The organism is Rhodococcus sp. IEGM 1318 (genome assembly GCF_033142465.1).
Classification (GTDB): domain Bacteria; phylum Actinomycetota; class Actinomycetes; order Mycobacteriales; family Mycobacteriaceae; genus Rhodococcus_F; species Rhodococcus_F qingshengii_B.
Window position 1 is genome coordinate 444,599 of record NZ_JAWLSC010000001.1, and the last position, 12,565, is coordinate 457,163.

Sequence of the window (12,565 nt, forward strand, 5' to 3'; positions counted from 1 at the left end):
GAGCGGTGTAAAGGGTCAACGGTATGCGTCGAGCACAACCCGTGAGTTGTGTTGTAACGCAACAGCTTGCGGGATTCCCATGTGATAGCGTTGCAATTGTTCAACTCACACGCCCCACATGGGTGCAGGTCCCGATGACCCGTTTGCACCGCCCCGACACCGTTCCCCGACCAGTAAGTGTGAGCGCGGCCCGACAGTGCCGCTGGTAAGAAACTGTCGAGGAAGTCTCGCCGTGTCCACCACGTCGACATACTCGAGGAAATCACGCAGCATTGCGGGCACCTTGGGTCGAACCATCCAACACCATCCCGACGCCGACGTTTCGGATCTAAGACGTGACCTCGCAGCCTCACGGATCGAAGATCACATAGCGGCGCAACTGGCCAAGGCACCGCCGTTGACAGCCGAGCAGCGCGAGCGAATTACCGGTCTGCTTCGTGGCAGTGCCAAGGGATGATCGCAAAAGAAAACACGCCCACCGGTATGGCCACCGATGGACGTGAAGGCAATTCGAGTTCTGTCAGTGACCCTAACATAAACGCGCACAACGTGTCACGCCTGATCGGGCTCGACAATGTGACCGAATACGGCAAGGTCGCCGTGCGCGGGAAACTGATACGCCACACGGTCTACGTCGTCGAGGGCGGTGCCGACACCGTTGCCGCACTTGTCGCCGCCGGGATCCTGGCCGTGTCGGTGCCGCAAGGTTGGGCCGCCGCGGGATCCGTTGACTGGTCTCCGTTGGCACTGCACCCGTTGGCATTTGTGATTCCGATGGATCTCGACAGTGACGAGGAATCTGCGGTAGCCGAAGCAACCGCCGGCATACGCGCCCGGCTCGGTCTCGACACGGCACGTGCCAAGTCTCCGAAGCCAGAACCGTCGACGGTACCCGTTCCGCTCGGTCTCGATATCGCTGCCGAGATACGCAAGCACGGCAACGTCAAGGTCGACGGACTCGACGTGTTCACCCCGACGTTGACACCGAAACGTCGACGCCGCCCGATAACCCGCATGTCGGATCTTCCCAAGTCGACGCCGACTCGGTGGGTCTACAAACATCGGTTGCCACGTGGCCACGTGAGCACGCTCGTGGGCGACGAGGGTATCGGTAAGTCGCTCTACTGGGCGATGCTCGCTGCGCCCCTCACGCGCGGTGCGGGGTGGCCTGAGATGGGTTTGCCCGTACGCGAGCCCGAGGACGTGATTGTCTGCGTCACCGAGGATTCCGACGGCGATGCAAAGGAGCGGCTGCGGGTGCTCAATGCCGACCTCGATCACGCGTCGGTGATCCCTGCGCACGACATGGATCCCGAGAACCCGGCGTCATTGGTCGAGGACATTGCCGACTACCTCGATTCCGGAAAGCACAAGGTTGCCCTCGTCGTTGTCGACATGTGGTTGTCGACGATCGACGGCAAGGCCGATGTGCAGAAACCAGCCGTGGCGCGGCAGCAACTCGACCCGTGGTCACAGCTGGCCAAGAACCACGATGTGGCTGTGGTTCTCGTCTGCCACACCAACCGGACTCGGGCCGCAAGTGCTCGTGACCGCTACGGCGTGACGGGTGAGCTTCGCAAGGTGGCCCGCATGAACCTGTTTGCGCTCGAGGATCCAGACACCCCCGGCGGCTTGCTCGTCGGGCCGGAGAAATCGAATCTACTGCGTAGTGACACACCGGCAGACCGGTTCGTGATCGAAGCGGTTCGCGTTGCCGAGGCTACCGAGGACACCGACGGCACCGTGCCGAAACTGAACTACGTATGCACGGCGGGGAAGTCGATCCGTGAGCTGGTCGAGAACGACGCTGCCGACGAGTTCGAGGTTATCGAGATGACCGACAATGCCGAGCACACCCTTGTTGCACTCGAAGCGCTCGGTGGTTTCGCGACGACCTCGGACATTACCGAGTACGTGTCCGAAAACTTCACCAAGGGCGTGGCCGGCAAGACGATCACTCGGGCGTTGACGACAGCACTGCGCGCGAAACAAGTCGCCAAGGGTTCAAAGATGGACACCGACAAGCGCGGGCGGTCGATTCCACGGTCGTACTGGTACCTGCCGTCGACGACCCGCTACGACGAGGACGCACGCACATTCACCGCTGTGGGGAATGGACCTAACCCGTTCGCCGCTGCCGACAAATCGCCGCCGAACGGTGAACCTGGGCCATGGACGGCGTTCACTGCGCCGTCGAAACTGAAATAGTCGAGCGCCGATGACACCGGGGAATCCAACCCGTTCGGCAACCCCGGCCCGCCCTCGCAGCCATTCGCGACACCGTCACACCTCTAGTCAATCATCCACTTAAACAAAGGATTCCAGCACCATGGCCACTAGGTCGGAACAGGCTCACAACGCCGCGGTCGAGGTGTACCTCGACGAGTTCGCTGGCTACGACAAGGGCAAGTGGATTGCCCGCACACTCAAATTCCAATTCACCGAGGGCCTAACAGTGAGTGAGCTTTGCGCGCTGGCCGCCTTGGCGCACCCGTACAGCGATGAATCGGCAGACGTGGCAGACACCCTGCGCCGCTTGGTCGAGGACGGGCATATTTCGTTCGGCCCCGATCGGATCCTGCGCATGACCAAGTGACGATCGCTTGCACCTGACCGGTGTTGACCACGCCTCCCATGCCCTGCGCGGCTCGTGTCACCAACCGACCAAGGAGCACCAAGAACATGTCCGAAAATCTCGCATTTGTAGAAATCGCATTTGACCATGCATTGCCCGAGCGGTACGTGCGTGATTTGCTCACCACGTACACAGCGGGTCTGACGGTTGCCGAGCTCGGTCGACGTATCAGAACGGCTGCGGATTGCCGTCAGGCCGCCGACGCCGCACACTGCGCCCTCGACGAATTGATCCGATCCGGTGCCGCCGAGCACGTTAAAGTCGGCCCGGCCCGCGTCGTACGCCTCGTCGAGGTGACGGCATGAGCGACACCGAGATCAACGAGACCATCCGGCGCGCGGCAGCTCGACTCTTGATCCACGACAATGGCCGCCGGTCGGCCGAGCTAGCCGAGACCGCCGCCGAATACGCCGCACGCGCTGATCGAATCATCAAGACAGCTGCGAACGGTGACACCCTCGAGGAATTACTGCGCGCGGTGCTGGACGTACTAGCCGAGTCCGACAGTGCCACTGCCACACTGCGAGCGGCACAGCGCGCGATCATGGCCGAGTATGCCGACGGCGACAACTTGCTCGACGAGGTGCTTGGTCGTCGTCCAGGCGGCGACCAGTGAGCGCGCAGCCGTTGGTCGGGATCTATCTCGACCCCGCCGATGCAGGGTTGCTCGTCCGATTGATCGACGACTATTCGAGCCACTTGCGCGGCAGTGTCGACGGTCGGGCTCTCGGCAACCGAGTCGTTGCTTTGCGGGCCGAGCTCGACCGAGCTAACGCACGCGTCAGTGCTCGACCGGCAAACGTCAGTTCAAACGTCAGTCAGCTTGGCGCACAGCGTGATCCGGCGCAATCTGATGTCTATGCACTTATCAGCACCTCACAGGCCGCTGCCGTCCTCGGCTGCACAACCGGCAATGTCCGAGACCTTGCCCGCCGTGGTCGACTCGCAGCTCGACGCGTCAGTGGCCGCTGGGCGTACAGCTTGCTCGACGTTGAACGGATCGCAACCGAGAGGGCTCACGGGCTGCGCCGCTGAAACCGCTGGCGCGGTGGCCAATGCCTAACGCGCAACTGGTCACCGTCCCCGGTATCGAGCTCGTCAAGGTTGGTAGTTGGGATATCTCGACGGGCAAGTGGGACGTGACAACTGAAATGCTGCACTCGGCTGTCGAGGCCGCTGCCAATGGCGTGCTGCGTCGGCCACCGCTCAAATTGGGCCATGACGACCCACGGTTCGACGGTGAGCCTGCCGTTGGTTACATCGACAACCTGCGCGTGACCGCTGACGGCCAATCGTTGATCGGTGACTACGTCGGCGTGCCGCAGTGGTTGGCCGACGTTCTGGCCTCGGCCTACCCGAGTCGCAGCGTCGAGGGCGTTAACGAGGTCGAGGCAGCCGACGGCACCAAGTACCCGTTCGTTCTCACAGCCTGCGCATTGCTGGGGGTTACCAACCCTGGCATCACGAGCATTGCCGACCTGCCCGCTCATTTCGGTGTCGCCGCCAAGGCCGTCACCGCCACATTCACCCGCACGGATAACGCGCCTACAGCAATGGCTGTGGCGCTCGCAGCGGCACGGCGCAACCGTCGTGGCCGCGTCAACGGAAGTAGGTAACGGCCCATGGCCAACGACATTCAGGTTTACGCGCCCGGCGCGCACGTCACCGGGCAGGCCACCGCGCCGGTCACCAAGTCGACGTTCGTCGCGGTGTCGGGTAACCGAATTGCCAACGGCGGCAACGTCGCTGTGGCAACCGCTACGGCGGCCGGCCGATCGTTCGGAGTCGCTGCACACGACGCTGCCGCCGGTGAACTCGTGACCGTCCACCGCGCGGGCACCGTCCGTGTCCTTACCGCCGGTGTGCTCGCAGCGTTCGACGAGGTCGAGGTCGGAGCGACCGGTAAGGCCGTGAAGCTCGCTGCCGGTAAGGCCGTCGGCTACGCGCTGACCGGTGCCGAATCGGGCGCACTCGCTGAAATCCACTTGTACATCTGATTAGGAGACACAACCCATGGTCAATCCACTTATCCCACATCTCGAAGGCCGCCTGCTGACGGTCGACGTTGTCCTGAGACAGCCGACGATCCTGCGCGACCGAATCGCCCACCTGGCCGACGCACAGCTGCTCATGCCCAAGTTCTTCACGAGCCTCGGGGCACCGGTCGAGGGCGGCGGCATTCTGTACTCGGTTGCCAAGGCTTCCGATTTGTACGCCTCAGGCGTCGAGAAGCGCTCGCCCGGCGCAGAGTACGCCGTGGTTGACGGCGTACAGCCCGAACCCAAGCGGGCAGTGGTCGAGGACTGGGGCGGCCGTTTCCAGATCCTCGACGAGCACAAGGATCGCAACGACGTGAGTTACGTCGACAACCAGACGACGCAGCTCGCCAACAGCGTCGTTGCCAAGGTCGACGCGGCTGCCATGGCTGCTGTGATCGAGGCCGATGTCGACGACCTCGTGGTTAGTGCACCTTGGGACACAGCGATTCTCGACGGCGCGACCCCGACGGATCCCAGCGAGCGCCCCACCGGATCCCTGGCACAGGCACTCGAAGCATTCGAGGTTGACGAGTTGGGCATCGTCCCCGACACACTGCTCACCTCGCCTGCCGAGGCTCGTGTACTGCGAACCCTGTACGGCAAGGACTTGGCCGACGTGCTCGAATCGTTCGGTTTGGAACTGGTGAGCAACGCACGCTTGGCCGCCGGATCCGCATACGTCGTGCAGGCCGGGGAACTCGGGGCCGTTGGTTTCGAGAAGCCGCTCACCGTCGAGATTTACGACGAGCGGGCAACACGATCGCATTGGGCGCAAACGTACTGCGTGCCTGCATTCGCCGTCGAAAAGCCCTACGCCGCCAAGCGTCTCACCGCGCTCGCTACCCCGTAAGGAGGACAGAACCGTGGAACTGACATTCAACGACGAACAGACCACCGCACTGCTCGAGGCGCTCGGCCTGGCAGCGGACACCGCCGACGTGGCCGTGATCCTCGCGGCCATTGCCGACTTGGCTGTGGCAGAGAACGCGATCGCAGCAAAGGCCGCGGGCAAGGGGTTGACGCTGATCGACGCCGCGCAGCTTGCAGCCCTCGAGCTGGCAGCCGAGGAAGGCCGGACCGTATCGGCTGCGGCGGCCAAGGCAGTCGTCAACGGTCACGTCGACACAGCGATCCGTGAGGGCAAGCTGCCACCGGCCCGACGCGCCCACTGGATAAAGCTGATCGAGGCCGACGCCGCTATGGCCGACGTGCTCGCGTCTGCACCGGTGGTGATCCCGGTGACCGAGGCCGGATACGGCAACGCTGTCGGTGGCCATGACGGTGCCGGTGACGACACGTCGCCTTGGTTCCGCTGACCGCTGCCCTGGCAGAGTGAACGGCCCCGACACCGAAAGGTGCGGGGCCGTTCTCGTTGGCTCATATCGGATGGGCCGGGTTCCCTAAAACAAGTCCCACGTTACCGACGCAGGTTGATCCACCGCACAGCACGAGGCTGTGAACTGGGGTTATCTGCCTGGGGTTGGCATTTGCCCTGGTCGGGTTACCGGGGCCGTCTGACGTGTACGTAAAAAAGGCCAGTAGCAACCGTGGAGGAGCTGCCGCGTACCCCCCACCCTCAGAAAACCGCAGGTCAGAGCGCTATCGTCGTCGACTGACCCGTCATCGGTCAATGGGAGCGCCGGCCGACGGTGGTCAATGGGAACGCTGCTAATCGTTGGGGTATTTGCCGGTGGATATCGGTGGTCAATGGGAGGATTGCCACCGTGACTGACATAGATGATTTCGACACCTCTGCCTACCAGGAAAACATTGACCGGCTCGTTGGTGAGTTCAAGGTCAATCAGGAACAGATCGACGGGTTGTTGCGCAAGACGAATGTGAACAGTCGACGGGCTGACCTCGAGGAGCTTGCACGCAGTGCCGGGACGTACCTCGTGACCATTGCGGGTGTGCTCGACCAGTTCGACAACCTTAACGGTGAGATCGACGAGCGGAACGACCCCATCTCTGCGGCAATGCGATTGCGTGAGTTGTTGGATCCGAACAACGACGAGCACCGACGACTGCCCGGCATCGCAAAGACAACCGACGGTCGGGTGGCTAGCGCAACTCGCACGGAACACGGTGACCAGAACGACGTGCTGCTGTACGTGGGTGACCGTAGCGGGCTGACTATCGAGCTCACACCGCAGAACGCGCGACAGTTGGCAGTTCACCTGTATCAGGTGGCCGACGCACTCGACAACGAGTACCCGAACCGCCCGACCCGCTGACCTAGCCCCAGACACGACAATGCCCTCGTCCGAGGGGAGAACAACGGACGAGGGCATTGAGCCTGACCCCACAAAGGGAGCACCGCCAAGCATCACCAAAACGGTACGAGGTAAGTGTATCAACGTGGGTTTCGTCGGGAGTGGCAAAGGAGTTGTCACACTGACACATTGGCCGATCGGAGCACCCAAGGGTGCCGGTGTCGATACCCCACCACCGGATCCCACGGACCAGTTCCCCCTAACCGCGTCGGGCCAACACCGGTAGCCACGCGTCGAGTGACGGCGTGGCTGTGTCGGACTCTCACAGCGTCTGGCCAGACACCGCAGTGAGAGCGCCCCCACCGGTTCGGGGGATAGTCGAGCACCGGGCCACGCTGGTTTGCGTCGGGTTGTGGCAGAGACGACGTGCAACGATCACGGAACGTGGCGTGCAGAGCGCAGGCCGGTACGTTGACCGGCCTGGCTCAACAGGTCACGGTCGGGGAGTGGTGACCTGTGGCAGCGGATCGAGGACGGCGGTGTAGTGGATCCGCACGCCGTCGTAGAAACTCACAGTGAGCGTGAGGCATTCGTCGCCGTTGTCGTAGTGCAGGCCGTCGAACTCGCCGCGCCACGAACCGTGCTCGACGGCAAGGCTTTCGGCGTGGCTACGGATGGTCGTCATTACGGCGTCGAGGGTGAGCACGTGACCTAGGTCGGTGCGGTCTCGACCGTGCACCGTCATGACGGTCAGGCGGTAGCGGTTGATCGTTGGTGTCGGTGCCGGGTGGTTCGCTTTGACCTCGTCGAAACGAGTACGGGCAGCGATGTAGTCGCCGGTGTGCACGTCGCCCCACATTCCGGCCAAACCCATATCGGTTGCAGCGGAATACGCTTCCATCTCGTTGATCAGCTGCCACCACAGGACGGGCTGTGACTGGGCAGGTGGCGTGTCGGGGCGTTCACTGTGTCGGTTCACGAGACGTACCAACCGAGGGCGACGACGACGCGCAGAATACCGAATACCGCTGCGTACGCCGCGATCATGAGAGTGATGACAATGACGCCGAGCAATGGCTCGAGGCGGTTGTCAGGGGATGACGATAGAGTGGTCCTACGGTTCACAGCGGTTTCCGTTCCGTTGGTGGGCCGAGGCCACGCGCCGGTGTTGGTAGCACCGAACGTGGCCGCTCGTTCATGCAGAGCGTCTAATTCGTACATTCCTCGGCCTCGAAGAGGCACCACACGTTGCTGCGATCATCACCAACCTCGCCGAGGAATTGGCGATGGTCGATCGCATGAAGGACGCTCTCGCCGGCGAAATGAACCGTCGACAAGAATTGCTGCGTGCGGCCGGAAACTTCGCAAACGTCTCCGATTACGAGAAGGCGAGGCTGGCCGGCGCTGCACTCGATCCGGTGCCTGCACTCTTCGTGGTTGTCGACGAGTTTTCCGAACTGCTCAGTCAACAGCCGGAATTTGCCGAATTGTTCGTGGCGATAGGGCGATTGGGTAGGTCCCTTCACATTCACCTGCTGTTGGCCAGTCAGCGACTCGACGAAGGAAAGCTACGCGGTCTCGACAGCCATCTTTCGTATCGGATCGGTTTGAAAACGTTCTCGGCAAACGAGTCTCGTTCCGTTCTCGGCGTTCCCGATGCTTATCACCTGCCGGGCACACCCGGTGCGGGATACCTGAAGTCCGATTCGGCGGAGATCGTCCGCTTCCAAGGTTCATACGTGTCAGGCCCGTACGAGGGCGAGCGGATAGTGTCCACTCGATTCTCGGTCGATTCTCCCGTCGAACTTGGGCCGTTGCCCTTTACCGCGACGCCGGTGATCGGCCCGGAGGCTGCTGTCGTTCCCGTCGATCCCGACGTCATCGACATGGGTGAAATCGGTGACGGTGAACGTACTCTCATGGGAGTCCTCGTCGACCGCATGCGCGGTCACGGTCCACGTGCGCACGAGGTGTGGCTCCCGCCGCTCGAGGCATCTCCGACGCTTGACCAGTTGTTGCCGCGATGGGTGGCCGGTGATCAACCGCGCGGAAATCTGAGCGCACCCTTCGGCATAGTCGACAGACCGTTCGATCAGCGCCGCGATCTACTCGTCGCCGACCTCAACGGATCGACTGGCACCCTCGCGATCGTCGGCGGCCCGCAGTCGGGAAAATCGACGGCGTTGCGCACGTTGATCTTGTCTCTGAGCATGACGCACACGCCGGAACAGATTCAGTTCTACTGCCTCGACTTCGGTGGTGGAACGCTCCTCGGATTGAAAGATCTGCCGCACGTCGGATCGGTGGCAAACCGATTGGATTCCGACCGCGTCCGGCGCACAGTTGCCGAGGTACTCGGTGTGGTCGCCAAACGCGAGAGACTGTTTCGCGACCTCGGCATCGAATCCATGGCCGATTTCCGTAGATTGCGGACAGTTGATCCCACCGGAGAAGGAGTGGCTGCAGGACTCCGAGAGGACCCATACGGTGACGTCTTCCTCGTCGTCGACGGTTGGCCCAGCGTCCGTTCGGATTTCGAATCACTCGAGCCTCAGATAAACGTGCTCGCCGGTCAAGGTTTGTCCTTCGGTGTGCACGTGATCGTCACGACGTCGAGGTGGGCCGAGATCCGGCCGGCACTCAAGGATCAACTGGGTACTCGTATCGAACTTCGATTGGGTGATCCGGGAGATTCGGATGCGGGTCGCCAGAAAGCGAGCCTGGTGCCGGAACGTCGACCGGGGCGTGGCATCACTCGCGAAGGACTTCACCTTCTCACCGGACTACCTCGAATCGACGGCACGCCAGGTAGTGAGAACTCGAGTGCGGCTGTGGCAGCTACCGTCGAACATATTGCAGCCATGTCGAATTCGCGTCCGGCGCCGACCGTGCGGATGCTTCCGGATTCGTACTCGCGGGCAGAACTTCTCGAAGCTGTCGGGACCCGGTGGCCCTCACCGAGTGCGGCCGACGGTCGGTGCCTCACCGTACCGATCGGGCTCGGTGAGACCGACCTCGCCCCGCTATACATGGACTTCCGGGAACACCCGCACTTCTTGATATTCGGCGACACCGCGTGTGGCAAGACATCTCTCTTGCGCGGAATAGCCGAAGGGATCATCGCGTCGAATACGCCGGCTCAGGCCAAGCTGATCATCGGTGACTATCGGCATTCCCTGCTGGGTGTGGTCGAAGGGAATCACCTCGGCGGGTACGCCGCGTCGTCGACGACATTCGGTGAGTTGATGGTCGACCTGGCTCGGATCGTTGCCGCCAGAATGCCGAACGCTGAGACGACACAGCAGCAACTACGGGAACGGTCGTGGTGGAGTGGGCCGGAGATTTACGTACTGATCGACGACTACGACCTTGTGGCCACACCGAGTGGTAACCCGGTGGCGCCGTTGCTCGAATACATCCCACATTCCAAGGACATCGGTTTGCATCTGGTGATTGCCCGCCGTTCCGGTGGTGCAGCCAGAGCTCTGTACGAACCGGTGATTGCGAGAATCCGCGACATGGCACCGGCCGGATTGATCATGAGCGGAAGTCGTGACGAGGGAAATCTCGTCGGCACCGTCCGCGCGTCGGCAATGCCGGAAGGCCGTGGGGTCTACGTTTCTCGCTCGCAAAGCCAACTTGTCCAAGTTCCGTGGATGCCACCGCTGTGACCGTTCCGTCCGCGGTGTCGGTCTCGGTACATTGGGGTGCATCCAACATCTGGGTCGTATCGGGTCAACGCGAATTCTCTTGCAGTGCAGACCTCAGACGCGAACCGGCGTCGGGGCCCGGTATGACCGTTGTCAATGCAATCGATTTCGTCGACGACGATTATGTCGACGTCGACGGTCGGATTGTCCCGACCGTATTGGAGTTGGCCAGGCTGATCTCCGGCGCGATGGACGGGTGCGGAATCGTCGACGCAGACATTCTTTATCTCAGTCATCCCTCAGATTGGGGCGTCCCGCGCAGGCGGCGATTGCTGGATGCCGCACGGCGAGTAGCGCATGACGTTGTCCTCGTGCCGACGTCGATCGCGGCGGCGAGGTCGGCGCATACGGCCTGGCGATCGCGGTGTGTCGTCCTCGAACTGCGCGGCGGAATGGTCGTCGCTTCCGTAGTCGGTGAGGTTGACGGTGAACTACGAATCGACGGGGCACAAAGTTCGGAGATCGCAGACGTTGCGGGATTGTTTTCCTCAATCGGAGACTTGTCGGTTCGGGACGCTGTGGTGTTGGTCGGGCCGCGCTCCCATGCGGTTGCTGCTTCGCTCGAACGTGGGTCGACGAATGTTCACGGTCACGCGAGCATTCGAATTCTGGACGAGAGCCGTGTGGCTTCGTCTCTGGTCGATGCTCAGACGCTCGTTCGCCAGACGACCGTGCGGGACAGTTCCGGCCGAATCGTCGACAATTCGGCTTTTGGTGCCGGGTGGGTAGACGCTCCGGACATTGCGATGTCGGTTCCTCACGCGGACTCGAATACCCCGCTGCCGCGTCGTGTCGATGGGCACTTCGGAGGCCGTCGACGGTTCGCTGTGGCGCTTGTAGTGGGCGCCGTCGCCGCTGCGGTCGCGGCAACGATCGTGGTGTCCACTCGCGATCGAGGCGATTCTCCGTCGGCGGAGTCGGTCGCAGCTACGGCGGAAGACAATGTTGAAAACGTGCAGGCGTCGAAAGAGCAGGGAAAGCCTGTCCCGAAGAATTCGATTCCGTCGATCGAGGCCGGTGCCACGCCGGAACTCGTGCGTGTGGATCTGGGAAGCGTTGCAGCAGAACTGCCTTCCGATTGGAAACTTGTGCCGCGAGGGGCCTCGAGCGGGCGTACCGATTTGTTACCCGGCTCCGGCGAGGATCGCAAGATCGTGGTCATCGAGAAACGCCTGGCCGAAGGTGCGGGATTCGATTCCGTCGAAGCTGCTTTGCGTCAGCAGTTTTCGACGTTCGAGGACCCTTTGCGGTTCGGAGAGTTTTCCGTGCTCGACGATGGTGCAGGAAAACAGGCAGTGGTGTACGTCGAGTTTCCGGACGATTTCTCCGAGGTGCGTTGGCACGTGTACGTCGACAACGGATGGCAAGTGAGTATCGGCTGCCAGTATCTTCTCGGCGAGTGGGACAGTCTCGAAGCGGACTGCCTGCGGATGTGGCAGTCACTCGAATTCACGCCGTGACCTCGGTTCGGTTGGTGCTGAAAACATTCTTCGGTCGGGCCGGAACCGTTGGCACTGAGGTCGCGTCAAAGTATGTGTAGCGCACATCAGGGAGTTCCGCTCGACCCCGGTGCACGTCCGACGGACAAGCCGTCGTGTGTGATCGCCGATACCGAACGGTACTCACCGAATCCAGGGGGACGACATGGGCTTTAACGCAACTACCGCTGAATTGATCGATTCGGCGGGGACCATCGACGGACATCTCGGTGACATCAGGGGACTGGTCAACGCTGTTCGGTCGGAGGCCGACGCTTCGCATAATTCGTGGAACGGTGCGGCACAGGTCGAATACGCAGGAATCATGGAGCGATACAACAGCGCGGCCCTGAAGTTGGACACTGCTCTGACCGACATCTGCGAGCAGATCAAGCAGGCTGCTGGAACCTTCGACTCGACCGAGGACGACAACGTCAGCTCGCTTCGCGGCGCGACGGTGAACATGTCCTGACCGTCGGGTCTTCGCAGT

Annotated in this window: 15 protein-coding genes and 1 pseudogene; 14 read left to right on the top strand and 2 right to left on the bottom strand. The window is 62.1% G+C overall.

Annotation, left to right across the window (positions count from 1 at the left end):
- Positions 1–232: 232 nt before the first annotated feature.
- The 11 genes from R4P65_RS02015 to R4P65_RS02065 all read left to right on the top strand — a co-directional run bounded on the left by R4P65_RS02015 (position 233) and on the right by R4P65_RS02065 (position 6,908).
- Positions 233–457: a hypothetical protein gene (locus tag R4P65_RS02015; protein ID WP_092763839.1), complete on the top strand. Its 225-nt coding sequence runs from the start codon at positions 233–235 to the stop codon at positions 455–457.
- 92 nt (positions 458–549) lie between these two features.
- Entirely contained in the window at positions 550–2,208 is a 1,659-nt protein-coding gene (locus R4P65_RS02020; protein WP_317825252.1) for an AAA family ATPase, read from the top strand.
- 121 nt (positions 2,209–2,329) lie between these two features.
- Positions 2,330–2,596, top strand: coding sequence for a hypothetical protein (locus tag R4P65_RS02025; RefSeq protein WP_317825253.1), 267 nt, complete (start codon positions 2,330–2,332; stop codon positions 2,594–2,596).
- An 86-nt stretch (positions 2,597–2,682) separates the two neighbouring features.
- On the top strand, positions 2,683–2,940 hold the full coding sequence (locus R4P65_RS02030) for a hypothetical protein (RefSeq protein WP_208689621.1): 258 nt from the start codon (positions 2,683–2,685) through the stop codon (positions 2,938–2,940).
- A complete protein-coding gene (locus tag R4P65_RS02035) occupies positions 2,937–3,251 on the top strand; it encodes a hypothetical protein (protein WP_317825254.1) in 315 nt (104 codons plus the stop codon). The genes R4P65_RS02030 and R4P65_RS02035 overlap by 4 nt, the downstream gene beginning before the upstream one ends.
- Positions 3,248–3,670 carry a helix-turn-helix domain-containing protein gene (locus R4P65_RS02040; protein WP_208689619.1) on the top strand — a complete coding sequence of 141 codons (423 nt, stop codon included), beginning with the start codon at positions 3,248–3,250 and terminating at the stop codon, positions 3,668–3,670. Before R4P65_RS02035 ends, R4P65_RS02040 begins: the two co-directional genes overlap by 4 nt.
- Before the next feature lie 20 nt (positions 3,671–3,690).
- Complete coding sequence (locus tag R4P65_RS02045; RefSeq protein WP_064443356.1) at positions 3,691–4,251, top strand: hypothetical protein; 561 nt, start codon at positions 3,691–3,693, stop codon at positions 4,249–4,251.
- Positions 4,252–4,257: 6 nt separating this feature from the next.
- Positions 4,258–4,632, top strand: coding sequence for a DUF2190 family protein (locus tag R4P65_RS02050; RefSeq protein WP_317825255.1), 375 nt, complete (start codon positions 4,258–4,260; stop codon positions 4,630–4,632).
- 16 nt (positions 4,633–4,648) lie between these two features.
- Positions 4,649–5,524 carry a major capsid protein gene (locus R4P65_RS02055; protein WP_317825256.1) on the top strand — a complete coding sequence of 292 codons (876 nt, stop codon included), beginning with the start codon at positions 4,649–4,651 and terminating at the stop codon, positions 5,522–5,524.
- Positions 5,525–5,537: 13 nt separating this feature from the next.
- Positions 5,538–5,990 carry a phage protease gene (locus tag R4P65_RS02060; RefSeq protein ID WP_317825257.1) on the top strand — a complete coding sequence of 151 codons (453 nt, stop codon included), beginning with the start codon at positions 5,538–5,540 and terminating at the stop codon, positions 5,988–5,990.
- 408 nt (positions 5,991–6,398) lie between these two features.
- On the top strand, positions 6,399–6,908 hold the full coding sequence (locus R4P65_RS02065; protein WP_317825258.1) for a hypothetical protein: 510 nt from the start codon (positions 6,399–6,401) through the stop codon (positions 6,906–6,908).
- Positions 6,909–7,380: 472 nt separating this feature from the next.
- On the opposite strand, the gene R4P65_RS02070 is transcribed toward R4P65_RS02065, so the two are convergent.
- The gene (locus tag R4P65_RS02070; protein WP_317825259.1) at positions 7,381–7,866 is read right to left on the bottom strand and encodes a hypothetical protein; all 486 of its coding nucleotides are present in this window, start codon (positions 7,864–7,866) and stop codon (positions 7,381–7,383) included.
- Positions 7,863–8,108: a hypothetical protein gene (locus R4P65_RS02075; protein WP_317825260.1), complete on the bottom strand. Its 246-nt coding sequence runs from the start codon at positions 8,106–8,108 to the stop codon at positions 7,863–7,865. The genes R4P65_RS02070 and R4P65_RS02075 overlap by 4 nt, the downstream gene beginning before the upstream one ends.
- Here R4P65_RS02075 and eccCb point away from each other — a divergent pair.
- The 3 genes and pseudogenes from eccCb to R4P65_RS02090 form a co-directional block, all read left to right on the top strand.
- Positions 8,105–10,558 (top strand): annotated as a pseudogene (eccCb, locus tag R4P65_RS02080) (type VII secretion protein EccCb); the annotation flags it as partial. The gene R4P65_RS02075 and the pseudogene eccCb sit on opposite strands and share 4 nt — an antisense overlap.
- A gap of 122 nt (positions 10,559–10,680) precedes the next feature.
- A complete protein-coding gene (locus R4P65_RS02085; RefSeq protein ID WP_317825262.1) occupies positions 10,681–12,057 on the top strand; it encodes a type VII secretion-associated protein in 1,377 nt (458 codons plus the stop codon).
- Positions 12,058–12,241: 184 nt separating this feature from the next.
- Complete coding sequence (locus R4P65_RS02090; protein WP_317825263.1) at positions 12,242–12,547, top strand: WXG100 family type VII secretion target; 306 nt, start codon at positions 12,242–12,244, stop codon at positions 12,545–12,547.
- Positions 12,548–12,565 lie beyond the last annotated feature (18 nt).

Excerpts from the sequence above, each read along its gene's own strand:
- R4P65_RS02025 (WP_317825253.1), top strand. The coding sequence starts at position 2,330 with ATGGCCACTAGGTCGGAACAGGCTCACAACGCCGCGGTCGAGGTGTAC.
- R4P65_RS02030 (WP_208689621.1), top strand. The coding sequence starts at position 2,683 with ATGTCCGAAAATCTCGCATTTGTAGAAATCGCATTTGACCATGCATTG.
- R4P65_RS02035 (WP_317825254.1), top strand. The coding sequence starts at position 2,937 with ATGAGCGACACCGAGATCAACGAGACCATCCGGCGCGCGGCAGCTCGA.
- R4P65_RS02045 (WP_064443356.1), top strand. The coding sequence starts at position 3,691 with ATGCCTAACGCGCAACTGGTCACCGTCCCCGGTATCGAGCTCGTCAAG.
- R4P65_RS02050 (WP_317825255.1), top strand. The coding sequence starts at position 4,258 with ATGGCCAACGACATTCAGGTTTACGCGCCCGGCGCGCACGTCACCGGG.
- R4P65_RS02055 (WP_317825256.1), top strand. The coding sequence starts at position 4,649 with ATGGTCAATCCACTTATCCCACATCTCGAAGGCCGCCTGCTGACGGTC.
- R4P65_RS02075 (WP_317825260.1), bottom strand. The coding sequence starts at position 8,108 with ATGTACGAATTAGACGCTCTGCATGAACGAGCGGCCACGTTCGGTGCT.
- R4P65_RS02085 (WP_317825262.1), top strand. The coding sequence starts at position 10,681 with ATGACCGTTGTCAATGCAATCGATTTCGTCGACGACGATTATGTCGAC.
- R4P65_RS02090 (WP_317825263.1), top strand. The coding sequence starts at position 12,242 with ATGGGCTTTAACGCAACTACCGCTGAATTGATCGATTCGGCGGGGACC.